16 protein-coding genes are annotated in these 25,630 nt (G+C 56.3%); 10 read left to right on the forward strand and 6 right to left on the reverse strand.

Annotated features, from left to right (window positions below; all coding sequences use genetic code 11):
• The first annotated feature begins 29 nt into the window (after positions 1–29).
• From DK872_RS03140 to rimO, 6 genes are all read left to right on the forward strand, one after another.
• Positions 30–371 (forward strand): tryptophan synthase subunit beta, encoded by a 342-nt coding sequence (locus DK872_RS03140; RefSeq protein WP_161518024.1) that lies wholly within the window; start codon positions 30–32, stop codon positions 369–371.
• A gap of 323 nt (positions 372–694) precedes the next feature.
• Positions 695–6,235: a retention module-containing protein gene (locus tag DK872_RS27910; RefSeq protein WP_161518025.1), complete on the forward strand. Its 5,541-nt coding sequence runs from the start codon at positions 695–697 to the stop codon at positions 6,233–6,235.
• A 53-nt stretch (positions 6,236–6,288) separates the two neighbouring features.
• Positions 6,289–7,641, forward strand: a complete 1,353-nt coding sequence (locus DK872_RS03150; RefSeq protein ID WP_161518026.1) for a TolC family outer membrane protein — start codon at positions 6,289–6,291, stop codon at positions 7,639–7,641.
• 101 nt (positions 7,642–7,742) lie between these two features.
• A complete protein-coding gene (locus DK872_RS03155; protein ID WP_035886073.1) occupies positions 7,743–9,923 on the forward strand; it encodes a type I secretion system permease/ATPase in 2,181 nt (726 codons plus the stop codon).
• On the forward strand, positions 9,910–11,274 hold the full coding sequence (locus DK872_RS03160; RefSeq protein ID WP_035943230.1) for an HlyD family type I secretion periplasmic adaptor subunit: 1,365 nt from the start codon (positions 9,910–9,912) through the stop codon (positions 11,272–11,274). The genes DK872_RS03155 and DK872_RS03160 overlap by 14 nt, the downstream gene beginning before the upstream one ends.
• 248 nt (positions 11,275–11,522) lie before the next feature.
• Positions 11,523–12,830 (forward strand): 30S ribosomal protein S12 methylthiotransferase RimO, encoded by a 1,308-nt coding sequence (gene rimO / locus DK872_RS03165; RefSeq protein ID WP_035885906.1) that lies wholly within the window; start codon positions 11,523–11,525, stop codon positions 12,828–12,830.
• 101 nt (positions 12,831–12,931) lie between these two features.
• On the opposite strand, the gene gsiD is transcribed toward rimO, so the two are convergent.
• The 5 genes from gsiD to iaaA are packed head-to-tail and all read right to left on the reverse strand — an operon-like array spanning position 12,932 to position 19,214.
• A complete protein-coding gene (gsiD, locus tag DK872_RS03170) occupies positions 12,932–13,843 on the reverse strand; it encodes a glutathione ABC transporter permease GsiD (protein ID WP_007374031.1) in 912 nt (303 codons plus the stop codon).
• A 2-nt stretch (positions 13,844–13,845) separates the two neighbouring features.
• The gene (gene gsiC / locus DK872_RS03175; RefSeq protein ID WP_007374030.1) at positions 13,846–14,766 is read right to left on the reverse strand and encodes a glutathione ABC transporter permease GsiC; all 921 of its coding nucleotides are present in this window, start codon (positions 14,764–14,766) and stop codon (positions 13,846–13,848) included.
• Between the two features lie 49 nt (positions 14,767–14,815).
• Positions 14,816–16,357: a glutathione ABC transporter substrate-binding protein GsiB gene (gsiB, locus tag DK872_RS03180; RefSeq protein WP_007374029.1), complete on the reverse strand. Its 1,542-nt coding sequence runs from the start codon at positions 16,355–16,357 to the stop codon at positions 14,816–14,818.
• A 33-nt stretch (positions 16,358–16,390) separates the two neighbouring features.
• On the reverse strand, positions 16,391–18,262 hold the full coding sequence (gene gsiA, locus DK872_RS03185; protein ID WP_007374028.1) for a glutathione ABC transporter ATP-binding protein GsiA: 1,872 nt from the start codon (positions 18,260–18,262) through the stop codon (positions 16,391–16,393).
• Between the two features lie 10 nt (positions 18,263–18,272).
• Positions 18,273–19,214, reverse strand: coding sequence for a beta-aspartyl-peptidase (gene iaaA, locus DK872_RS03190; protein WP_072438504.1), 942 nt, complete (start codon positions 19,212–19,214; stop codon positions 18,273–18,275).
• 163 nt (positions 19,215–19,377) lie between these two features.
• Here iaaA and moeA point away from each other — a divergent pair, with 163 nt between their 5' ends.
• Both moeA and moeB read left to right on the forward strand, forming a co-directional pair.
• Positions 19,378–20,610, forward strand: coding sequence for a molybdopterin molybdotransferase MoeA (gene moeA, locus DK872_RS03195; protein WP_079518189.1), 1,233 nt, complete (start codon positions 19,378–19,380; stop codon positions 20,608–20,610).
• A 2-nt stretch (positions 20,611–20,612) separates the two neighbouring features.
• Positions 20,613–21,362: a molybdopterin-synthase adenylyltransferase MoeB gene (gene moeB / locus DK872_RS03200; protein WP_161518027.1), complete on the forward strand. Its 750-nt coding sequence runs from the start codon at positions 20,613–20,615 to the stop codon at positions 21,360–21,362.
• 39 nt (positions 21,363–21,401) lie between these two features.
• Here the strand turns inward: moeB and fsa are convergent, their stop codons facing one another.
• Positions 21,402–22,064, reverse strand: a complete 663-nt coding sequence (gene fsa / locus DK872_RS03205) for a fructose-6-phosphate aldolase (protein WP_007374024.1) — start codon at positions 22,062–22,064, stop codon at positions 21,402–21,404.
• 134 nt (positions 22,065–22,198) lie between these two features.
• On the opposite strand from fsa, the gene DK872_RS03210 reads away from it, so the two are divergent.
• Together DK872_RS03210 and DK872_RS03215 are read left to right on the forward strand one after the other, a co-directional pair.
• Positions 22,199–23,098, forward strand: coding sequence for a glycyl-radical enzyme activating protein (locus DK872_RS03210; protein WP_035885908.1), 900 nt, complete (start codon positions 22,199–22,201; stop codon positions 23,096–23,098).
• 4 nt (positions 23,099–23,102) lie between these two features.
• Positions 23,103–25,535 carry a formate C-acetyltransferase/glycerol dehydratase family glycyl radical enzyme gene (locus tag DK872_RS03215; RefSeq protein WP_007374022.1) on the forward strand — a complete coding sequence of 811 codons (2,433 nt, stop codon included), beginning with the start codon at positions 23,103–23,105 and terminating at the stop codon, positions 25,533–25,535.
• The last annotated feature ends 95 nt before the right edge of the window (positions 25,536–25,630 follow it).

The raw sequence follows: 25,630 nt of genomic DNA on the forward strand, positions 1-25,630 counted from the left end.
TCACATCATAAATACAACAGGAGTTAAGCATGTATTACATTGAACGCGATGCTGAAGGACGAATTACACGAGTCGAATCCTCGCCATTTGCGGGGATGGTAGAACAGCGTGAAGAAGATACTCAAGAAATCACCGAATGGATTCGTATACATGCCATGTATCAGGAGACGCTTAAACGGCTCCAGCAAAGCGATCTTGAAATGGTTCGTGTGTTGGAGGATCTTATTGAAGTATTGATGAGTAAAGGAATTATTAGTATTACCGATCTGCCGCAAGCCGCGCAAAGCAAACTGATTAATCGCACGCAAGCGCGACTTACACTCAGCGGGCTGGAACGTTTAATCGATGATGAAGATGAGGGGATCTTCTGAATTATTTTTCACTTTCGGAATAATCATCAACTTATAATAAATACTATTTTTTAGGAAAAATCACATAACTTTTAAATAACATTTCTTTTTTATCTTAGGAATAATCACGAACCTTAAAATAAGATGACCCTTAGGAAAAATCACATTTCCTTAGAAATCATGTTGATTTTATTTTAGGAAAAATCACCACCTTTAAAACAACGCTTTAGAAATAATAATCCCGATACCGAATATAATTATCCGGGCATCGATTATTTAATTTAACAAATGCATTTCTGATTATTCAGCGGCAAATATCTGACGTATTTAAGAGGCTAATTTATATGAGTGTCGGGGTCGTAAAAACAGTTATAGGACAAGTCTTTGCGACCTCCCCTGACGGAAGCAGACATCTGCTGGTTGAAGGCGACACAATCCAGGAAGGAGAGCAAATAGATACGGGTGCCGCAGGTGCCATTTCGATTACCTTATCCGATGGAAAAACCCTCGATTTGGGCCGTGATACCCATTGGGATAGCCACGACGTTGCTTTAACCGCGGACTCCGAAACCCCATCCACAGACGTTGAAGCCATCCAGCAGGCGATTGCCGCCGGGCAGGACCCGACGCAAACCCTTGAAGCACCTGCCGCAGGCCCGAATGCCAATGCCACACCCGCCGCGCCGGATGGCGGTGAGGAAGGCGGTAGCCACACTCAGGTCATCCTCGATCTTACCGGTGAGATCCTCGATCCCACCGCCGGATACCCCACTGCCGGAATTGATAATCCCGATGGCGACCTGCGTGAAGAATTAGGCCTTCCTGCATCCGAACAAGGCCCCGAAATCGCTGGCGCGAATGCGGATGCTGACTCCGATGCGGATGCCGATGCGGATTCCGACGCTGATGCCGACGCCGATGCGGACGCGGATTCTGACACGGATGCAGACGCCGACTCGGATGCAGATTCTGACGCTGATGCTGATGCTGACGCCGACTCGGATGCCGATGCGGATGCAGATGCGGACGCAGATTCCGATGCCGATGCAGATGCCGACTCGGATGCTGATGCGGACGCTGATTCGGATGCGGATTCCGATGCGGACTCCGATGCAGATTCGGATGCCGATGCTGATTCGGATGCGGACGCCGATGCCGATGCCGACTCCGACTCCGATGCGGATGCCGACGCGGATGCGGATGCCGACGCGGATGCGGATGCGGATGCAGACACCGATGCAGATGCAGATTCTGACGCGGATGCTGATGCAGATGCGGATTCCGACGCTGACGCTGACTCGGATGCCGATGCGGACGCCGACGCAGATTCTGATTCAGACGCGGATTCTGACGCTGATGCAGACGCAGATTCCGATTCAGACGCGGATGCCGACGCAGATTCTGACGCTGATGCCGATTCAGACGCTGATGCCGATGCCGATGCAGATTCTGATGCGGATGCTGATGCCGACGCCGATGCGGACGCGGACGCGGATGCCGACTCCGATTCCGACGCCGATTCCGATGCGGATGCCGACGCAGACTCTGATGCAGACTCGGACGCTGATGCGGATGCAGACGCCGATGCCGATGCCGATGCCGATTCCGACGCAGACACTGATGCCGATGCCGATGCGGATGCCGACGCAGACGCTGATGCAGACACTGATGCCGATGCGGACTCCGATGCCGATGCCGATGCAGACGCCGACGCAGATGCAGATGCAGATGCTGATGCAGACGCCGATACCGATGCCGACGCTGATGCGGACGCGGATGCCGACTCCGACTCCGATGCCGATACCGATGCTGATTCGGATGCCGACGCGGATGCAGATGCGGATTCCGACGCTGATGCGGATGCAGATGCTGACGCTGATGCGGATGCGGATGCCGATTCTGACGCTGATGCTGATGCTGACGCAGACGCAGACGCAGACGCAGATGCGGACTCCGATGCAGATGCTGATGCTGATGCGGACGCGGACGCTGATGCCGATGCCGATGCCGATGCTGATGCCGATTCTGACGCCGATTCCGATGCCGATGCCGATGCAGACGCTGACTCGGATGCCGATGCGGATGCCGATGCTGATGCGGATTCCGACGCCGATGCCGATGCGGATTCTGACGCTGATGCGGATGCTGATGCCGACGCCGATGCGGACGCAGATTCCGACGCGGATTCTGACACGGATGCAGACGCCGATTCGGATGCGGATTCCGACGCCGACGCCGATGCAGACGCCGACTCCGATGCAGATGCGGACTCGGACTCGGACGCAGATTCCGATTCAGACGCTGATGCGGATGCCGATGCAGACGCTGATGCCGATGCAGATTCCGATGCCGATGCAGATTCCGATGCAGATTCGGATGCCGATGCTGATTCGGATGCGGACGCCGATGCCGACTCCGACTCCGACGCTGATGCGGATGCCGATGCGGATGCGGACGCAGATTCCGACGCGGATGCTGATTCGGATGCCGATGCAGACTCTGATGCCGACGCGGATGCTGATTCGGATGCCGATGCAGACTCTGATGCAGATGCAGACTCTGATGCAGATTCCGATGCGGATGCAGATTCGGACGCCGACGCAGATTCTGATTCAGACGCGGATTCTGACGCTGATGCAGACGCCGATTCCGATGCAGATGCAGATGCGGACTCGGACGCAGATTCCGATTCAGACGCGGATGCCGACGCCGATTCCGACGCTGACGCTGATGCAGATTCCGACGCGGATGCTGATTCTGATGCGGATTCTGACGCTGATGCTGATGCGGACTCCGATGCAGATTCGGATGCGGATGCGGATGCTGATGCTGATTCGGACGCGGATGCGGATGCTGATGCTGATTCGGACGCTGATGCCGATTCTGACGCGGATGCTGATGCAGACTCCGACGCGGATGCGGATTCTGACGCAGACTCCGATGCCGATGCCGACGCCGATGCGGACTCAGATGCTGATCACCCTTCTGATTCAGGCAGCGATTCGGATGTGCATCTGACTGTAACGGTGACGCCGGGCAGCAGTACGGATAATTCGTCTGACAATGACGTCATTCATATTAATGGCGGCAGCGGCAATCCAGATGGTTATGACATACAGAATGGCGTGATTGTTGCTATCGGCGACAACGTGCAGATCTGGCTGACACCGGACAGCCCGGACGGCGCAATTCAGGGGGATTTTGTTCCCAAATGCAGCGATCCGAGTCAGATTCACTATTACGACAGCAACGGTAACGTGAACGGCAGCTCAGCCGGTCATACCGATATTTTTGTGGTGGGCGATCATACCGGCGGCTACTACCAGCAGGGTGACTGGTCGAACGATCACTATGATTTCCGTCCAGTCAATAATATTACCGGCAACCAGGGTGTACCTGAGGGCGAAGCGGGCAAAGACTATATTTTTGTTAACGGTGACAGTTCGAATTACAACGTAACGGGCGTCGATCACCCGGATAACCATCAGAACAACTCCGTTGATAACGTACAGATCACCAATACGGAAAATGGCTCGCACCCGATCGGTAATGCGAACGGTGTCGAAGGCATTATCTTTGGCGATGGCCCCTCTTCCAGTCTGGGCGGCTCTACGGATGTGACGCACTCCGTAACGCTGAACGTCGATGTGGATCTGCAAAGTTCCGACAGCAGCGATCATCTGCACTCGATCACGATCAATGGTCTTCCGGAAGGGGCTCAATTTGGCGGCGAATATACCAGCGTCACCTACGATCCTGAGCATGGCAGCTACACGCTGACGTTTGATGACAGCACTACCCATTACGACGGGCAGGTAACGGTTACCCTGCCGGATGGTGCAAGCAATCTCGGCGAGATAACCATAGATGTCGGCTCCACGGCATCTGATCATATCGATCACGACTTCACCTTCGATGGCGAAGAAGGCGGGCAATTGACCAGCGGCACGGAGAGCGCGTCGGCTGATACCCTGCATCCAGTCTCAGAAAGCGTGGCTACAGATGTCACGCATGATGAAGCACCCGCTACCACAACGGATGATTCCGGCACGACAGCGACGGATGACGCCAGCGCCGTAACCGCTGATGATGCAGGCACAACCACGGCTGAAGAGACTGCCAGCGACGCAGCCGCAGCGCAGCCCGATACGGCAGCAAGCAGCCATAGCAGCGCTCAAGCGGTGCCAGTCGCAGACGCGACCGTGACCAGTATCGAAGCCGTTGATGTTCATCTCACGGTAGGCGTTACTCCGGGTAGCCAGTCGGAAGAGGCTTCTGATAACAACGTGATGCATATCAACGGCGGTAGTGAAGATCCGAACGGCTACGATGTGCAGAATGGCGTCATTATCGCGATTGGCGACAACGTGCAAATCTGGCTGACGCCAGACAGCCCGGACGGCGCGATTAAAGGCGATCACGTTCCGGAATGCAGCAATCCGGGTCAGATTCACTATTACGACAGCAACGGCAACGTGAACGTGAACGGCAGTTCGGCCGGTCATACCGATATCTTCGTGGTGGGCGATCACACTGGCGGCTACTACCAGCAGGGTGACTGGTCGAATGATCACTATGATTTCAGGCCAGTACATAACATTACCGGCAATCATGGTGTGGCTGAGGGCAGCGCTGGCAAAGACTACATCTTTGTTAACGGTGACAGCGCGAATTACAACGTTTCCGGCGTCGATCACCCGGCAAATCACCAGAACAACTCCATCGATAACCTGCAAATTACCAATACCGAAAATGGCTCGTACCCGATCGGGAATGCGAACGGTATTGAAGGCGTTATCTTCGGTGACGGCCCCTCTTCCAGCCTGGGCGGCTCGACGGAGGTTACGCACTCCGTAACGCTGAACGTCGACGTGGATCTGGAAAGTTCGGACAGCAACGATCATCTGACGTCGATCACCCTTAACGGGCTTCCGGAAGGCGCTGAGTTTAGCGGTGAATATACCGACGTCAGCTATGACAGCGACAAAGGGTCGTACACCCTGACCTTTGACGAGCATGCCACCCATTACGATGGGCAGATTTCCGTCGACCTCCCGGAAGGCCAGCATGATATCGGTGATATCTCAATGGAGGTGAACTCTACCGCCTCTGAGCATCACGATACTGACTTTAGCTTCAATGCCGGGGAAGGCGGGCAATTCGTCAGCGGAACCGACATGACCGACAGCGACGATCACCCTGCAGATGACGCCGCTGATAGCGCGCACGCTGAAGCCACCAGCGCCGCAGTGGATGACCTCTCGCATGCCGATGCCGGTGATACCCACGCGAATACCGATGATACCCACACCGATGCCGGAGATGCACCTGCCGACGCAGAGACAGCCGCCGATACCGATGCGACGGCTGCCGATAACGCCAGTGCGCCATTACTGGTCGATAGCAGTGAGATCAGTCTGGACTTTGGCAGCAGCGAAGATGCCGAAGCGCACGACGACCAGAGTGTATCGACAACGGATGCAGGTTCGCTGAATAACCTGCTGGAAGACGATGGTGAGCAGGCTGAGAACGACACGGGCGGGACAGCGGCTCACGCAACGCAGCTTGACAACAGCAGCGCTTCGGGTGAAGGCAGCGAAACTGCCTCACAGGATAGCGGCGACAGCACCTCGCCAGGCCTTGACCACGATCAGCCGATCAACTTCAGCGACATCATCCTTGATGGTGACGAACACCAGGATCTGGCAAGCCTTATCCAGGGTGACAGCGCGCCAGCCACGCCAGTCGATCCCACGGAGGATACCGATCATCCCGCCCCTGCCGCACCTCCCGGTGAAGGCGGCGATGACGCGGGCAGTGGTGATGGAGGCAGTCACGATGACATGGATAACTTGATCGCCAAACCCGACAGCGATGGAGGCTGATGATTCAGCTCCCTTTTGCCCGGAATAAACCTCAACGCAGTACAAGGTGACATATGTTATATCGCAATACGCTGTTATTCGGAGTTGGGCTCTCGCTGCTTTTACTGAAAAGCGCGAACGCCACGACGCTTGAGCAAGCGGTGAAAGATGCCATCCTCTGGCATCCGGATGTGAGCGCTTCCAGTAATCGTCGCTATTCGGCGGAACAGGATCTGCGCGCAGCGCGTGGGGGATATTATCCCAGCGTGGAACTCTCTGCGGGAACGGGTTGGGAGCGAACGGATAACTCCACCACGCGCGCAGAGGGATACCATCAGCGCGATCTGCAACGCAACGAATCCAGCATTTCGGTGACGCAGAACCTGTTTAGTGGTTTTGCCACCCGTAGCGAAGTGGCCAGACAGACCGCCACCGTCAACTCCCGCGCCTGGACGGTGCTGGACACCAGCGAAACGACGGCGCTGACGGCGATTCAGGCCTATCTGGATGTGCTGAGAGGCCGCCAGATGGTACTGCTGGCAGAAGATAACCTGAAAAACCACGAGCGTATTTTCGATCAAATTACCTTACGTACCGAGCAGGGCGTTGGCCGTCAGGCCGATTACGAACAAGCCGAAGCCCGACTGGCGCAGGCACGCAATAACCTGCTGACGGAACAGACCAACCTGGATGATTCGCTGGCGAATTATCAGAGCGTGGTTGGTAAAGAAGCCGATGATCTCACCCTTCCTGCAAAGTCGGCGATCCCTGACTCGCTGGAAGCGGCGCGAAAAGTGATGTTGCAAAACAGTCCATTACTGAAACAAGCCGATGAAGATGTGGAAGCCACACGGCAACAATATGAAGCGGCGAAGTCACGTTTTTACCCCAGCGTAAATCTGGAAGTGGCGCGCACAATGGATGACAACATTGACGGCACCCGGGGCCATAACCAGGAATGGCAGGCGATGGTGCGCATGAGTTACAACCTCTACAACGGCGGCAGTGATAAAGCGGCCTTAATGTCCGACGCTTACAAAATGAAGGAAGCGCAGGATGTCAAAAACAACGCCCTGCGCCAGCTTAACGAAGAGTTACGCCTCTCCTGGAACGCGTTACAGAACGCCGAGAAACAGGTTCCTATCGCCAAAGATTATGCAGATCGAAGCAAGACGGTTCGCACCGCTTATCAGGAGCAGTTCAGCTTAGGCGATCGGTCACTGCTGGATATGCTCGACAGCGAAAACGAAGTCTTCACCGCGCAACGCCGTTACGTTGAGCTGCAATTTATCGAGATGTTTACGACGTACCGTATCAACGCACGTACCGGAACATTACTCAAGACACTAAATATCCAGCCGCCCTCTTCGGCTCAGCCCGTTGACGAGTTGCAAACTTCAAAAGTCGAATTGCCGGAACTGAAGTAACAGTTCGGATTCAGGCAAGGGTATTTCAGGTGTTCCGGATGGAATATTCCCTTATTGGTTCTCCGCATAGCAGATTTACCGCTGGTTTGAGAGGTCAGAATATGACGCAACATGATGATTCTCAAGATAACACTGATTCGTCTAATGAGATTCTCAGGAGCGATCCACGACAGACACATGACGATCCTTTACTGGATTGCCTGATGATTGTCTGCACGCTGCACAACATCACTACGTCGCGTCACGCCTTAACGTCCGGGCTGCCGCTAAAAAACCATACGCTGATCCTCAGCATTTTTCCGCGCGCGGCGGCACGGGTCGATTTGAAAGCGAGAACGCTCCAGCGCCCGCTTCAGACTATCTCTTCCCACTCATTACCGGCGATCCTGCTGCTGAAAAACAACCAGGCTGCCGTGCTGGTCGCCTGGGACGGAGAAAAGGCGCGGCTGTTACCGAGTGAAACGGAAGGTGGGGAAATTACCCTGACGCGCGAAGAACTGGAGGAGGATTACAGCGGTGTCGCGATCTTTCTCCAGCCGCAGCATGAATACGATACACAAGCGACGGCGAAGATTCCGCGTACCAAAAACTGGTTCCAGGATACGCTGAAACTCTCGAAGTTTCTCTATATCGATGCGGTGATTGCCAGTCTGCTGGTTAATATCATCGCACTGGCCGCTCCACTGTTCGTTATGAACGTCTATGATCGCGTCGTACCCAATCAGGCGACGGTGACGTTATGGGTGCTGGCAATTGGCATTACCATTGCCTACTTTTTTGATTTTATTCTGAAAATATTGCGCGGCATGTGTCTGGATTTAGCGGGTAAAAAAACGGATCTGATCGTTTCTGCGGCGCTATTTGAACGCATGCTGGGCATGAAGATGAAGCTTCGCCCGCCGCGCGTCGGAAGCTTTGCGCAAAATTTCCAGGAGTATCAGTCAGTGCGCGATTTTCTCTCCTCGCTGACGCTGACCGGGATGATCGACTTTCCTTTCACCCTGCTCATTGTACTGGTCATCGGCATCATCGGCGGCCCGCTGGTTTTTATTCCGCTGGTCGCCTACCCGGTTGCGTTGGTGGGTAACTGGCTGCTCCAGCGCCCGTTGATGTCCAGAGTCCAAAAAACGTTCCGCTTGTCCAGCGAGCGTCAGGCCATGCTGGTCGAAACCCTGACCGGGCTTGATGCCATCAAAGTGAATAACGCGCAAAGCGAACGCCAGTATCAGTGGGAACAGATTATTGGTCAGCTCAGTAAAATGGAATTGAAGGTGAAATCGCTCTCGTTCGTCGCGGTTAACTTTACCTCGTGGGTGCAGCAGGCCAGCGGAGTGGCGATTATCGTCGCCGGGGTTTATGTCATTATCAGCGGTAATCTCACCCAGGGCGGCCTGGTTGCCTGCTACTTACTGCATCGCCGCGCCATGATGCCTGTCGGGCAGCTTTGCGGGCTGATTACCCGTTATCAACGGGCAAAAACCACCAAAGAAACGGTGGATCGCATGATGGATCTGGAGCAGGAAGTCCACGACGATGAGGTTCCGTTAAAACGCGAGAAACTCTCTGGCGCGATTGAGTTCCGCGATGTCACGTTTCACTATCCATCCAACCAATATACATCGCTGAATAATATTTCTCTGACTATCAAGCCGGGCGAAAAAATCGGCATTATTGGCCGCAGCGGTTCCGGCAAAAGCTCGCTGGCAAAATTGCTGGTCGGCTTCTACCAGCCGGATGCAGGCAGCATATTGATTGACGATATCGATGCCCGGCAGTTGGATGTGCATGAGCTGCGCCACAACATTGGCTATGCGCCGCAGGATATTCATTTATTTAGCGGCACGTTGCGCGACAACTTGCTGTATGGCGCCAGCTATATGGATGAAGAAGCGATGCTGCGGGTGGCTACAATCACCGGCGTGCATGAGTTCGCGCGTCGCCATCCCTCGGGCTATAACATGCGTGTGGGCGAGCGTGGAATGAACCTTTCCGGCGGTCAGCGCCAGGCGGTGGCGCTGGCCCGCGCGCTGCTGCTCAATCCCCCCATTTTGTTGATGGATGAACCGACCAGCTCAATGGATAACACGAGCGAAGAACTGATCAAAAAAGCCTTGATGCCGGTGGTAGCCGATAAAACGCTGTTATTGGTGACCCACCGCGCTTCATTACTGTCACTGGTTGAACGACTCATCATTCTCGATAACGGCAAAATCATTGCCGATGGTCCGAAAGAGAGTGTGATGAGTGCTCTGAAAAAGGGGCAAATCCATGCGAATCGTTGACATGCTTAGCCGCCTGATGGGCTGGCTTTTCGGCGACAGAAAATCCAGCCCAATCGCCATTAATGAAGTCAATCAGGCGGTAATCGATGACTCACCGCGCGTTATGCGTATCACGCTGTGGGCAATATTTGCCTTTTTTATCTGCATGTTTTTCTGGTCGGCCCTCGCCGATATTGATGAAGTGGCGCGCGGAGAAGGCCGGGCGATTCCCTCTGCTCGTCTGCAAAAAATTCAAAACCTGGAGGGCGGGATTGTCGCTCAGGTCTACGTGCGCGATGGCGATATTGTGAATGCCGGTGCGCCGCTCATTCGGCTCGATGATACCCGTTTTCGTTCGAATGCCGAGGAAACCGGTGCCGATCGTTTGGCATTGCGGGCGCGCGTAGAGCGCCTGACAGCCCAGACGAATGGCGACACAACGCTGACGTTGTCACCCGATATTGTTAAAGATGCGCCGGATATCGCCAAAGGCGAAATGGAACTGTTTACCAGCATTAATAACCGCGTCAACAGCGCTATCGCGGGGCTGAATGAACAGCTGGTGCAAAAAAAACAGGAACTGCTTGATATGCAGGCCAAAGCCGGGCAGTACCGGAAAAGCCTGCAATTGTTGCAACAGGAGATCAGCCTTTCTGTCCCGTTAATCAGCAAAGGCGCGATCTCCCGCGTGGAAGTGTTGCGACTCCAGCGAACAGAAGTGGAGACGCGCGGGCAACTGGACACCACAACAGTGGCGATACCGGGTGCGGTAGCCGCGGTAAAAGAGATAGAAAGCAAAATCAAAGAGACGCTGGACAATACCCGCAGCGACGCACTCACTCAACTGAATCAGGCTCGTACCGATCTCAGCAAAGCCGAAGCAACCAACAAAGCGATTGAAGACCGGGTCAATCGCACCATGGTCGTCTCACCGGTACGGGGGATTGTGCAGCAGGTCATGGTCAACACCATTGGCGGCGTTATTCAGCCAGGAAATGATATGGTTGAAATCGTACCGCTGGATGACACATTGCTGATTGAGGCAAAAATTCGCCCGCAGGATATTGCCTTTATCCATCCGGGGCAGGAAGCGATGGTGAAATTCTCCGCTTACGATTACACCATTTACGGTGGTCTGCCTGCCAAACTGGTGCAGATAAGCCCGGATACGGTGACAGATAAGGATGGGAATAGTTTCTATGTTATTCGTCTGCGCACCGATAAAAACCATCTTGGCACTGACGATAAACCGTTATTAATCATTCCGGGTATGGTGGCTTCGGTCGATATTATTACGGGTAAGCGCACCATTCTTCAGTACCTGTTAAAACCGCTCTTGCGCGCCAGAGCAGATGCATTACATGAAAGGTAAAATCACGACGGGTGTCGCTGCGCCGCCACCCGTACACCATCGCCCGGCCCCATCAGATGATCTTTTATTGTGTTCTTCGAGCGAACAGCGCCCGCCGGGGATCTTCAATTTCAATAAGTTCCATTCGGCGCGTAAAACAAACGCCCGGTTAACCCTTTTATGCGGCCTTTTCGATAACCAGCAGATATAGCTGTACCGTTGAGGCATATGTATAATCCCCCGATTCCGAGCAATGTACAGTATAAAAAATGTCTAAGATTGGTTTTATATCGTTAGGGTGTCCGAAAAACCTGGTCGATTCCGAGCGCATCCTTACCGAGCTGCGCACCGAAGGTTACGACGTTGTCCAGAGCTATGACGACGCCGATATGGTTATCGTCAATACCTGCGGCTTTATCGACAGCGCGGTGCAAGAGTCGCTGGAAGTCATCGGCGAAGCGCTGAACGAAAACGGCAAAGTTATTGTCACCGGTTGCCTGGGCGCGAAAGAAGATCAAATTCGCGAAGTGCATCCGAAGGTGCTGGAAATCACCGGGCCGCACAGCTATGAGCAGGTGCTGTCCCATGTTCATCACTATGTGCCGAAACCGAAACACAACCCGTTTATCAGCCTGGTGCCGGAACAGGGCGTAAAACTGACGCCGCGTCACTACGCGTATCTGAAAATTTCCGAAGGCTGTAACCACCGTTGCACCTTCTGCATCATCCCGTCGATGCGTGGCGATCTGGTGAGCCGTCCGATTGGCGATGTGCTGGCCGAAGCCAAACGTCTGGTCGATGCGGGCGTGAAAGAGCTGCTGGTGATCTCGCAGGATACTTCCGCTTATGGCGTGGATGTGAAGCATCGCATGGGCTTCCATAACGGCGAGCCGGTGAAAACCAGTATGGTCGGCCTGTGCGAGCAACTGGCGAAGCTCGGCATCTGGACGCGTCTGCATTACGTTTATCCGTATCCGCACGTTGATGATGTCATTCCGCTGATGGCGGAAGGCAAAATCCTGCCGTACCTGGATATCCCGCTGCAACACGCCAGCCCACGCATTCTCAAGCTGATGAAGCGCCCGGGTTCGGTCGATCGTCAGTTAGCGCGCATCAAACAGTGGCGTGAGATTTGCCCGGAGCTGACCCTGCGCTCCACCTTTATCGTCGGCTTCCCTGGTGAAACCGAAGAAGATTTCCAGATGCTGCTGGATTTCCTGAAAGAAGCGCGCCTGGATCGCGTCGGCTGCTTCAAATACAGCCCGGTGGAAGGCGCAACGGCCAACGAGCTGGCGGATCAGGTGCCGGAAGAGGTCAAAGAGGAGCGCTGGAACCGCTTTATGCAGTTGCAACAGCAGATCTCGGCGGAACGTTTGCAGGAAAAAATCGGCCGCGAAATTCTCGTCATCATTGATGAAGTGGATGAAGAAGGCGCGATTGGCCGCAGCATGGCAGATGCGCCTGAGATCGACGGCGCGGTGTACCTGAACGGTGAAACCCGTGTCAAACCGGGCGATGTGATCCGCGTGAAAGTGGAAAACGCCGACGAGTACGACCTGTGGGGTTCCCGCGTTTAATGCCATAAAAACCCGGCTACTATGCCGGGTTTTTTGTTTCTGCTGTACCATTTCCCCAGATCAAATAAGCCGACGCCGCCATCCGGCAATAGAGATCGGCCTTACCCTTTAATCTTCGGATCCAGCGCGTCGCGCAGGCCGTCGCCGAACAGGTTAAACGCCAGCACCGTCAGAAAAATCGCCAGCGATGGAAACAGCGCCACATGTGGGGCAATCACCATATCCGCACGTGCTTCGTTGAGCATCGCGCCCCACTCCGGCGTCGGCGGTTGCGCGCCCATTCCGAGGAACGACAGGCTAGCGGCAGAGATAATCGAGGTGCCGATACGCATGGTGAAATAGACCACAATCGACGACACCGTTCCCGGCAGAATATGGTGGAACAAAATCACCGTATCGCTGGCACCGATGCTGCGCGCCGACTCGATAAACGTCTGCTGCTTCAGCACCAGCGTATTGCCGCGCACCAAGCGGGCAAAAGCGGGCACCGAGAAGACGGCCACGGCAATGATCACATTCGCCATCCCGCTGCCCATCACCGCCACCACCGCAATCGCCAGCAGAATGCCGGGAAACGCGAACAGCACGTCGCAGATGCGCATGATAAGGCGATCCCACCAGCCTTCGTAATAACCCGCCAGCAACCCAAGCACCGTACCAATCGCTGCGCCAATCAGCACGGCAAAAAGGCCGGCCGCCAGCGAGATCTGCGCGCCAACCAGCACGCGGCTGAAGATATCACGGCCCAGCGAATCGACGCCGAACCAGTGCACCAGCGACGGCCCTTCATTCAGCCGGTCATAGTCGAAGTAGGTTTCCGCATCGTAGGGAGCAATCCACGGCGCAATTACCGCCAGCAGGATCAGCAGCAGCACAAACAGCCCGGCGGCCATAGCCAGTGGCTGGCGGCAAAAACGTCGCCAGAACTCATGCCACGGCGTGCGGACATGTCCCGGTTTCACCACCGGCATGGCGTTCAAAATCGCCTGTCGGCGCCAGTTAAACAATCGCATCCTTACTTATACCTGATAGCAGGGTTGAGCGCGGCGTAGAGCACATCAACCACCAAGTTGATAAGAATAAATTCCAGCGAAAAGAGCAGCACTTCCGCCTGGATCACCGGGTAGTCGCGCATTTCCACCGAGTCCACCAGCAAACGCCCCAGCCCCGGCCAGTTAAAGACTTTTTCCACCACAATCGAGCCGCCCAGCAGGAAGCCAAATTGCAGCCCCATCATAGTGACGACCGGGATCATCGCATTACGCAGACCGTGCTTAAGGATCACCCAGCGCTCGCTGACGCCTTTGGCGCGCGCGGTGCGCATATAATCCTCATTCAGCACATCAACAAACGAGGCGCGGGTGAAGCGCGCCATCACGGCGGCCACGGCCGCGCCCAGCGTCAAAGAAGGCAAAATATAGTGCTGCCAGCTATCGGCGCCCACGGTCGGCAACCAGCCCAGTTCAACGGAGAAGATTTGCATCAGCAGCATCCCCAGCGCAAAAGCGGGGAATGAGATCCCGGTGACCGCCAGCGCCATTCCCAGATGATCCGGCCAGCGGTTGCGCCACACGGCGGCGGCAATGCCGGCACCCAGCCCGAACAGCATCGCCCAGAACATGCTGGTGAGGGTTAGCAGCAGCGTCGGCATAAAGCGGCTGGCGATCTCATCCACTACCGGGCGGCGGGACGCCATCGAAATGCCGAAATCCCCCTGCAACACGCTGGTGATGTAGTGCCAGAACTGTAACCACAGCGGCTGATCCAGCCCAAGCTGGCGGCGCACCAGTTCAATCACCTGCGCGTCAGCCTCCTGCCCGGCAATCAGCCGCGCCGGATCCCCTGGCAGTAAATGCACAAATAAAAACACCAGCACGGCCACAATCAGTAGCGTCGGGATCAGGCCCAGCAGGCGTTTAATAATATAATTAAGCATCGCTTGTTCCCTCATGCCCCCTTCCGTCCGGTAAGGTGGAATGAGTCAGTTATTTCACCAAATCAGCATTGTCAAAGCTGAACCCGGTATCGGGCATGATATAGAAACCGGTCAGCTTCTTGTTATGCGCGGAAACCAGCTTTTCCACCACCAGCGGCACCCATGGCGCCTCCTGCCAGATGATGTCCTGCGCCTGTTTGTACAAACGCTCTTTCTCTTGCGGGCTGAAGGTTCTTAGCGCATCGGCAAAATCTTTATCCACCTGTGGGTTACTGTAAAACGCGGTGTTGAACTGCGTCGGCGGCCAGTTCCATGAAGCAAACAGCGGCGACAGCCCCCAGTCTGCTTCGCCGGTTGAGGCCGACCAACCGGTATAAAACATGCGTACGCCACTCTCTTTCTGCCCTTTGGCTTCCACTTGCGCCGCGCGCTGCCCGGCATCCATCGCGGTCACCTGCACTTTAATCCCCACCTGCGCCAGTTGCTGCTGGGTAAACTGCAACACCTTCTGCGCGGTACTGTGGTTATGCGACGACCATAGCGTTGTGCTGAAGCCCTGCGGATAACCCGCCTCTTTCAGCAGCTCGCGGGCTTTTGCCGGATCGTAAGGCCAGGGCTGATATGCCTGCGAATAGGGGATCGACGGCGGCAACACGCCGGTAGCGGGCGTAGCGAAACCGGCAAAAGCTACCTTCACCAGCGCCGGGCGGTTGATAGCGTAGTTAATCGCTTCGCGCACTTTCGGGTTATCAAACGGTTTTTGTGTGACGTTCATGCTGATGTAACGCTGCATAATCGACGGGCTGGCGACCAGTTCAAGCTTGCTGTTTCTCTTCAGCACTTCCGCCTGCTCATAAGGGATCGGAAATGCGAACTGCGCCTCGCCGGTTTGCAGCATCGCCGCACGCGTATTGTTATCCACCACCGGGCGCCAGGTGATGGAATCGAGTTTCGGCTGCCCTTTCTGCCAGTAACCGTCGAACTTCTTCACCTTCACAAAGTCGGTCTGATTCCAGGCTTCCAGTTCATACGGGCCGGTACCCACCGGATGAAAACCGATATCTTTGCCGTACTTTTTTAGCGCCGCCGGAGAGATCATCGCCGTTGCCGGATGCGCCAGGATATTGATAAACGCCGAGAAAGGCTGCTTAAGAATGATTTTTACCGTGTAGCGATCCACCACCTCGGTTAAGTCGATATTTTTATACAGGTTGTAGCGCTTCAGGCTGTTATCCGGATCGCTGGCGCGATCGAGGTTGGCCTTAACGGCTGCGGCATCAAAGTCGGTTCCATCCTGAAACTTCACGCCCTGACGCAGGAAAATGGTGTAGATCAGCCCGTCGGCAGAAACTGTGTAGCTTTGCGCCAGCACGTTTTCCAGTTTCATATCTTTATCCAGGCCAAACAGCCCCTGATAAAAGGATTTTGCTACCGCCTGCGACAGCGTGTCATTGGCATCATAGGGATCGAGCGTGGTGAAATTGGAGCCGACCGCAACCACCACGTCTTTCGCGGCAAAGGCCTGCGTGGCGGTCAGCGCGAACAACATGCCTGCAACGAGCCGCCACTGCCGGTAAACGAATTGTGTCATGTTGCTCTCCTGAATAACCCTGCCACTGCTCAGTTAAAAACGGGACTGCGTACTGCCAGGCGTGGAACGGGCAACATAGTGCCCCGGCCCCACGTTCTGCAACTGCACGCGTTGCATTGACTCGCCGCGCTTGCGGATATTGCTGGGCATGTCATCAGATAACAGCACTCTTTGCGCATGGGTATGCGCAGGATCGGCCACCGGAACCGCCGACATTAATTTGCGCGTATAGGGGTGTTGCGGGTTTTCGAATACCGCGCGGCGCGGGCCAATCTCAACAATCTGCCCAAGGTACATTACCGCCACCCGGTGGCTGATGCGCTCCACCACCGCCATATCGTGGGAAATAAACAGGAACGCGATCCCCATTTCACGCTGGAGATCGAGCAATAAATTGATGATCTGCGCGCGGATAGAGACATCCAGCGCCGAGACCGACTCATCCGCCACTACCACGCGCGGATTCAGCGCCAGCGCGCGGGCAATGCAGATGCGCTGCCGCTGGCCGCCGGAAAACTCATGCGGGTAACGCCAGGCGTGCTCCGGTTTCAGGCCGACGCGCTCCAGCAGCCACTCAATCCGCTGATGTCCCTCTTTTTCCGCTAATAAATTGTGCACCCGCAGCGGCTCGATAATCGAATCGCCCACCGTCTGGCGGGGATCCAGCGAAGCATAAGGATCCTGGAAAATAAACTGAATATCGCGACGCACCTGTTTCAATTTGCTGTCCGGCAACGTGTCGATCCGCTGGCCGTTAAAGATAATCGAACCGCCCTGACTCTCCACCAGCCGCAGCAGCGCCCGCCCGGTGGTTGACTTTCCACAGCCGGATTCACCGACCAGCGACAGCGTTTCGCCCGGCCAGAGATCAAAGCTGACGCCTTCCACCGCATGTACCTCTTTGGTCACGCGGTTGAGAATGCCGCTGCGCAGCGGAAAGCGCGCTTCCAGATCGCGCACCTGCAAAATCGGCTCGCCCGGCACCACCGTATTCTGTTCGGTTTCCGCTTCCTGATGCTGAGGGTTTTTCATGGAAATCAGCGGAAAGCGGCGCGGCAGATTGCTGCCGTTCATCGCGCCAAGTTTGGGCACTGCAGCCAGCAGCGCTTTGGTATAAGGATGCGACGGCGCATTGAAAACCTGATCTACCGTGCCCGTCTCCACCGCTTCGCCATCGTTCATCACCAGAACCCGGTCGGCGACATCCGCCACCACGCCCATATCGTGAGTGATAAAAATCACCCCCATCGACATCTCTTTTTGCAGCACCGCGATCAGTTGCAGGATCTGCGCCTGGATCGTGACATCCAGCGCGGTGGTCGGCTCGTCGGCGATCAGCACCGCCGGGCGACACGACAGCGCCATAGCAATCATCACCCGCTGGCGCATGCCGCCGGAAAGCTGATGCGGGAAGCTGGATAAAATAGCCTGCGACTCCGGAATGCGCACCAGGTCGAGCATGCGCCGCGCTTCATTCATCGCATCTTCACGCCCCAGCCGCTGGTGCAGGCGAATCGACTCGGCAATCTGCTCGCCAACCGGAAAGACCGGGTTGAGCGAGGTCATCGGTTCCTGAAAAATCATCGCAATGTCAGCGCCGCGCACGCTACGCATCTGCGACGAAGAGAGGCGGGTCAGATCCACTTTCTGGCGATTGCGCCGCGTCAAGCGCATATGATCGCAGCTCACTTCACCGCCTGCCTGTTCAATCAGGCGCAGCAGCGACAGCGCCGTCACCGATTTACCGGAGCCGGACTCGCCGACAATAGCCAGCGTTTCGCCCCGTTTCAGGGAAAATGAGAGGTGACGTACCGCCGGGGTCAGCTCTTTTTCATCACGAAAACCGATATTCAGATTGCGGACATCCAGCACCACATCGGCATCTGTCTCAACCCCGTGCGACACCCCACTCTCCTTATTCACGATAAATGCCTACGCTCGGCGCATCGCCGGCATAGCCCCAGGCGCGGTACATCCCTTCGCTGTTAAACGGCAATGCGACATTGCCTTCACGATCGATAGCAATCAGCCCGCCGCTGCCGCCGAGCGCCGGGAGTTTATCCATCACCACCGCTTCGCAGGCCTCGTGCAGACTTAATCCGCCGTAGTCCATCAGCGCCGCAATATCGTACGCCGCCAGCGTGCGGATAAAGACTTCGCCGGTGCCGGTACAGGAGACCGCTACACTGGCGTTATTGGCATAACACCCGGCGCCCGGCAGCGGGCTGTCGCCGACGCGCCCCGGCAATTTATTGGTCATACCACCCGTAGAGGTCGCGGCCGCCAGGTTCCCCTGTTTATCGAGCGCCACCGCACCAACCGTACCGAATTTTTTGCTCTCATCGAGCGGCGCAGAGCCATGATCGAGCACCGTTTGCCCGTTTTCCCGCGCCTGCAACAGTTGCTGGAAACGCTCCGGCGTAGAGAAGATCGTCGGCGAAACCTCGGCAATACCGTGCGAAAAGGCGAAATTCTCCGCCCCTTCGCCAATCATTAATACGTGCGGGCTTTGCTCCATCACCAGCCGCGCCGCCAGCACCGGGTTACGCAGGCGGCTGACGCCTGCGACGGCCCCGGCGTGCAGAGTGTTGCCATCCATCACGCAGGCATCAAGTTCGTGGGTTTCATCGCGGGTGAACACCGCGCCGATCCCGGCGTTAAACAGCGGGCACTCTTCCAGCAGGCGCACCGCTTCGGTGACCACGTCCAGCGCGCTTTCGCCCGCCTCCAGCATTCGCTGGCCGGTTTCGACAATCGAAGAGAGTGCCTCGACATATCGCAGCTCCTGTTGCTGGCTCATCTGCGCACGGGCGATCGCTCCCGCCCCGCCATGTATTGCGATTACCGCTTTCACCATTTGTGCTGCCCGGGTTCACTTCGTTTCCGACGATTTCTGAATATAGAAATTCGTTACAACGATGTAAAGCGATGTGATTACAACGAGGTAGCCGCAAGCCGTGTTGGCGACTCGCCTTTTCTGCCATAATGTGCCCCTTAACACATTGTGCAGGACAGTAAATATGGAATCATCAAATGGCCTGATCTCACTGGAGACGGCCCTGTCACAGATGTTGTCACGCATTTCGCCGCTGACGGAAAGCGAAACCTTACCGCTCATCGCCTGCTTTGGCCGCGTGGTGGCAGAAGATATTATCTCCCCGCTAAATGTCCCCGGTTTTGATAACTCGGCGATGGACGGTTATGCCGTGCGGATCGCCGATGTGAGTAGCGGCAGCGCTTTACCGGTGGCGGGCAAAGCCTTTGCCGGACAGCCTTTCGCAGGCGAGTGGCCAGCAGGCACCTGCGTGCGCATTATGACCGGCGCGCCGATTCCTGCCGGTTGCGATGCCGTTGTGATGCAGGAACAAACCGAGCAAACAGACGCCGGTATCCGCTTTACCTATGAGGTACGCCAAAATCAGAACATCCGCAGGGCCGGTGAAGATATCACCAAAGATGCCGTGGTGTTTCGCGCCGGAACCAAACTGACTGCCGCCGAGTTGCCGGTGCTGGCATCGCTGGGCATTGCAGATGTCTCCGTGCTGCGCAAAGTCCGCGTGGCGCTGTTCTCTACCGGTGACGAGCTGCAACTGCCGGGGCAACCGCTGGCCGACGGGCAGATTTATGACACCAACCGCCTGGCTATTCATCTGATGCTGGCGCAACTGGGTTACGAGGTGATTAACCTCGGCATTATTCCGGACGATCCGGAAAAACTGCGTGCGACCTTTATTGCCGCAGACCAGCAGGCCGATGTGGTCATTAGCTCCGGCGGCGTGTCGGTAGGCGAAGCCGATTACACCAAAACCATCCTCGACGAACTGGGCGAAATCGCCTTCTGGAAGCTGGCGATCAAGCCCGGCAAACCCTTCGCCTTCGGCAAGCTGAGCCATAGCTGGTTCTGCGGTCTGCCCGGCAATCCGGTTTCCGCTGTTCTCACTTTCTACCAACTGGTGCAGCCGCTGCTGGCGAAACTGAGCGGCGATACGGCTACTTTCGAGCCGCTGCGTTTTCGCGCCCGCGCCGTGGAACGGTTGAAAAAGACACCCGGTCGTCTCGATTTCCAGCGCGGCATAGTAAGCCGCGGCGAAGATGGTTCGCTGGAAGTGCGCAGTACCGGACATCAGGGTTCGCACATTTTCAGCTCCTTCAGCCAGGGCAACTGTTTCGTGGTGCTGGAGCGCGAGCGCGGCAATGTCGAAGCGGGCGAATGGGTGGACGTTGAGATGTTTACCCCGCTCTTTGGAGGCTAAAGATGGTCGAACTCAGCGACGCGGAGATGATGCGCTACAACCGGCAGATCATTCTGCGCGGTTTTGATTTTGACGGTCAGGAGCGGTTAAAAGCTGCCCGCGTGCTGGTGGTCGGCCTGGGCGGTCTGGGTTGCGCTGCCGCGCAGTATCTGGCGGCGGCGGGCGCCGGGCAGATGACGCTGCTCGATTTCGATAGCGTGGCGCTCTCCAATCTGCAACGCCAGACGCTGCACGGCGATGCGGATATTGGCGTGGCGAAAGTGGATTCCGCCCGCGAATCGCTGCTGCGCATTAATCCGCATGTGCAGTACACCGCCATCAATGCGCTGCTGGATGAAGCGTCGCTGTTCGCGCAGATTGCCGCCCATGACCTGGTGCTGGACTGCACCGATAATGTCGCCATTCGCAATCAACTCAACGCGGGCTGTTTTCAGCATAAAGTGCCGCTGGTTTCCGGCGCGGCCATTCGTATGGAGGGGCAGATCAGCGTCTTTACCTGGCAAGAAAATACCCCCTGCTACCGCTGTCTGAGCCGCCTGTTTGGCGAAAACGCGCTGACCTGCGTGGAAGCCGGTGTGATGGCGCCATTAGTGGGAGTGATTGGTTCGTTGCAGGCGATGGAAGCGATAAAAGTGCTGGCGCACTATGGCACGTCAGCGGCGGGGAAAATCGTGATGTATGATGCGATGACCTGCCAGTTCCGCGAAATGAAACTGCAACGCAACCCCACCTGTGAAGTATGCGGCGGCTGATGTCATTGCCGGATGGCGCGATGCCAGCCGGCTTATTACTCAGAGCGTGACGCGCCCAAAGGCCGCCAGCCAGTCCTGTTCAAACTTCCCGACTGCCGCACTTACCGCCGGAGCAGCAATCATCTGCTGCGCCACATCCAGCGGCAGCGTAATGGATGCACAGCCCGCCAGCAGGCAATCCAGCGCCTGGCGCGGTGTTTTAAAGCTCGCCGCCAGCACTTTCGACTGCGGCGCATGCAGCGTGAGCAGGCGCTGTAACTCTGTCACGGTCTGAATTCCGTCGCCGCCCTGCGCATCTACGCGGTTAACATACGGCGCGATATACTCCGCGCCCGCCAGCGCCGCCAGCAATCCCTGCGCCGCGCCGTAAACGGCAGTGCCGAGCGTCGGAATACCTTCCGTTTTTAAGCGCTTAATCGCCGCCAGACCTTCTGCCGTTACCGGTACTTTCACCACCAGATCGGCCACCATTTCCCGCAGCTTACGCGCTTCGGCCACCATACCGTCGGCATCATTCGCCAGCACCTGGGCAAACAACCGCCCGCGGCCGTCCAGCGCCTCATGCAAGGCGGGCAACAGTTTCTCAATTGGTATAGCGCCGCTGGCGACAATGCTGGGGTTTGTGGTTACACCCGCCAGCGGGAAGATACGCGCCAGTTTCTTCACTGCCGCGACATCAGAGGTATCAAGATAGAGTTCCATCGTTTTCACCTGAAGTGTGAGTTTCCGCATGCTTTAACGCTATCACGCAACAACCCGCCAAAGAGTTGACCTTCATCAAAATAACTTTCATTCGAAAGTAATTTACTATTCATATGAAATAACGGAGGCAGGCTATGATTTTCAATATTCAGCGCTATTCCACCCATGATGGCCCCGGTATTCGTACGGTGGTCTTTCTGAAGGGCTGTTCGCTGAGCTGCCGCTGGTGCCAGAACCCGGAAAGCCGCTCCCGCACGCGCGACCTGCTGTTTGATGAGCGTCTGTGCCTTGCAGGCTGCGATTTGTGTCAGCAGGCCGCGCCGCAGGTGATTGAGCGTGCGCTGAACGGTTTGCTGATCCACCGGGAAAAGCTAAACGATACGCAGCTTAATGCTCTGACCGATTGCTGCCCGACCCAGGCGCTGAGCGTCTGCGGCGAAACGCAAAGCGTTGATGAAATCATGGCCGCCGTGCTGCGCGATAAACCCTTTTACCTGCGCAGCGGTGGCGGTATCACCCTTTCCGGCGGCGAACCGTTTATGAACCCGCAACTGGCGCAGGCGCTGCTGCAAAGCAGCCACCAGCAGGGTATTCATACGGCAGTGGAAACCTGCCTGCATGTGCCGTGGCGCTATATCGAACCTTCCCTGCCTTACGTTGATCTGTTTCTGGCGGATTTGAAGCACGTCGATGAGGCTCTATTTCGTCAGTGGACCGGCGGTTCGGCCAGACGTGTGCTCGATAACCTGAAACGGCTGGCGCAGGCGGGGAAAAAGATGACCATCCGCGTGCCGCTGATCCCCGGTTTTAACGCTGACGAAGCGTCAATCAAAGCCATTACCACCTTTGCCGCCGACGAACTGAACGTCAGCGACATCCATTTTTTGCCTTATCACACGCTGGGCATGAACAAGTACCACCTGCTTGGCGAACCCTACACCGCCCCTGAAAAGCCGCTCGACGCCCCGCAATTGCTGGCGTTTGCCGAAGATTTTGCCAGCCAGAAAGGGCTGACGGCGACATTACGAGGATAACACCATGACCACACTGCAACTGAACACGCTGACTGACCGCATCAAAGCGCATAAAACGGCGCTGATCCATATTGTTAAACCGCCGGTCTGCACCGAACGCGCCCGCCATTACACTCAGATTTATCAGCAGAATATGGATAAACCGCTGCCGGTACGTCGCGCACTGGCGCTGGCGCACCATCTGGCGCAGCGCACGATCTGGATCAAGCATGACGAGTTGATTATCGGCAACCAGGCCAGCGAAGTTCGCGCCGCGCCGATCTTCCCGGAATACACCGTTTCGTGGATTGAAAAAGAGATCGACGAACTGGCGGATCGCCCCGGTGCCGGTTTTGCCGTCAGCGAAGAGAATAAGCGCATACTGCATGAGATCTGCCCGTGGTGGCGCGGCCAGACGGTGCAGGATCGTTGCTATGGTATGTTTACCGACGAACAAAAAGCGCTGCTCGACACCGGCATTATTAAAGCCGAAGGCAATATGACCTCCGGCGATGCGCACCTCGCCGTCAACTTCCCGCTGCTGCTGGAGAAAGGGCTGGATGGTCTGCGGCATAAAGTGGACGAACGCCGTACGCGCATCAACCTGACAGTGCTTGACGATCTGCACGGCGACCAGTTCCTGAAAGCGATCGATATCGTGCTTGAGGCCGTGAGCCTGCATATTGAGCGTTTTGCCGATCTGGCGCGGAAAATGGCGGGTGAAGAAACGCGCCAAAGCCGCCGCGACGAACTGCTGGCGATAGCGGAAAACTGCCTGATTATTGCCCATGAACCGCCGAAAACCTTCTGGCAGGCGTTGCAGCTTTGCTATTTTATCCAGTTGATTTTGCAAATTGAATCCAACGGCCACTCGGTCTCGTTCGGCCGCATGGATCAGTATCTCTATCCCTATTACCGCCGCGATGTTGAACTGCAACAATCACTGCAACGGGAAGATGCCATCGAGCTGTTGCACAGTTGCTGGTTGAAGCTGCTGGAAGTGAACAAGATCCGTTCCGGCTCGCACTCGAAAGCGTCGGCGGGTAGCCCGCTGTACCAGAACGTCACCATCGGCGGGCAGCAGTGGATTAACGGCGCAGCGCAGGATGCGGTAAATCCGCTGTCGTATGCGATCCTCGAATCCTGTGGTCGTCTGCGCTCCACGCAGCCGAACCTGAGCGTGCGTTACCACGCCGGGATGAGCAACGACTTCCTCGACGCCTGCGTGCAGGTGATCCGCTGCGGCTTCGGCATGCCGGCGTTCAATAACGACGAAATTGTGATCCCGGAATTTATCAAACTGGGCGTCGAAACGGCCGATGCCTACGACTATGCCGCGATTGGCTGTATCGAAACCGCGGTCGGCGGCAAATGGGGCTACCGCTGCACCGGCATGAGTTTTATCAATTTTGCCCGCGTGATGCTGGCCGCGCTGGAAGGCGGTCGCGACGCCACCAGCGGTAAGATCTTCCTGCCGCAGAGCAAAGCGCTTTCCACCGGTAACTTTGCGGCATTTGATGAAGTGATGCAGGCGTGGGATCGGCAGATCCGCTATTACACGCGTAAATCCATTGAGATCGAGTATGTCGTCGATACCATGCTGGAAGAGAACGTGCCGGATATTCTCTGCTCGGCGCTGGTTGACGACTGCATCGAGCGGGCGAAAAGCATCAAACAGGGCGGCGCGAAGTATGACTGGGTTTCCGGTTTGCAGGTCGGGATCGCCAACCTCGGCAACAGCCTGGCTGCGGTGAAAAAACTGGTCTTTGATCAGGGCGTAATCGGGCAGCAGCAACTGGCAGATGCGCTGGCGGCGAATTTTGACGGCCTGACGCACGAACAACTGCGCCAGCGTCTGGTGAACAGCGCGCCGAAATACGGTAACGACGATGACAGCGTGGATAACCTGCTGGTGCGCGCCTATCAGACCTATATCGACGAACTGAAGCAGTACCATAATCCGCGCTACGGCCGCGGCCCGATTGGCGGCAATTACTACGCCGGAACGTCGTCGATTTCCGCCAACGTGCCGTTTGGTGCCGCCACCATGGCAACGCCGGATGGCCGCAAGGCGCACACCCCGCTGGCGGAAGGTGCAAGTCCCGCTTCCGGTACCGATCATCTCGGCCCGACGGCGGTCATCAGTTCGGTGGGTAAACTGCCGGTCGAAGCGATCCTCGGCGGCGTGTTGTTGAACCAGAAGCTGAACCCGGCAACGCTGGAAAACGAGAGCGATAAGCAGAAACTGATGGTGCTGCTGCGCACGTTCTTTGAAGTGCATAAGGGCTGGCATATTCAGTACAACATTGTTTCGCGCGAGACGCTGCTGGAAGCGAAAAAACATCCGGATCAGTACCGCGATTTGGTGGTGCGCGTGGCAGGTTATTCAGCGTTCTTCACCGCCCTGTCGCCGGATACGCAGGACGACATTATCGCCCGTACCGAACACACTTTGTAAGGTGATTGCCGGACAGCGCTGCGTTTGTCCGGCAATATACATAACGCCGCTACCTGTACTCCCTTCCCCTTTAACCTATGGATTTCGAATGGCAG

The organism is Kosakonia sp. MH5 (genome assembly GCF_009935945.1).
GTDB lineage: Bacteria > Pseudomonadota > Gammaproteobacteria > Enterobacterales > Enterobacteriaceae > Kosakonia > Kosakonia radicincitans.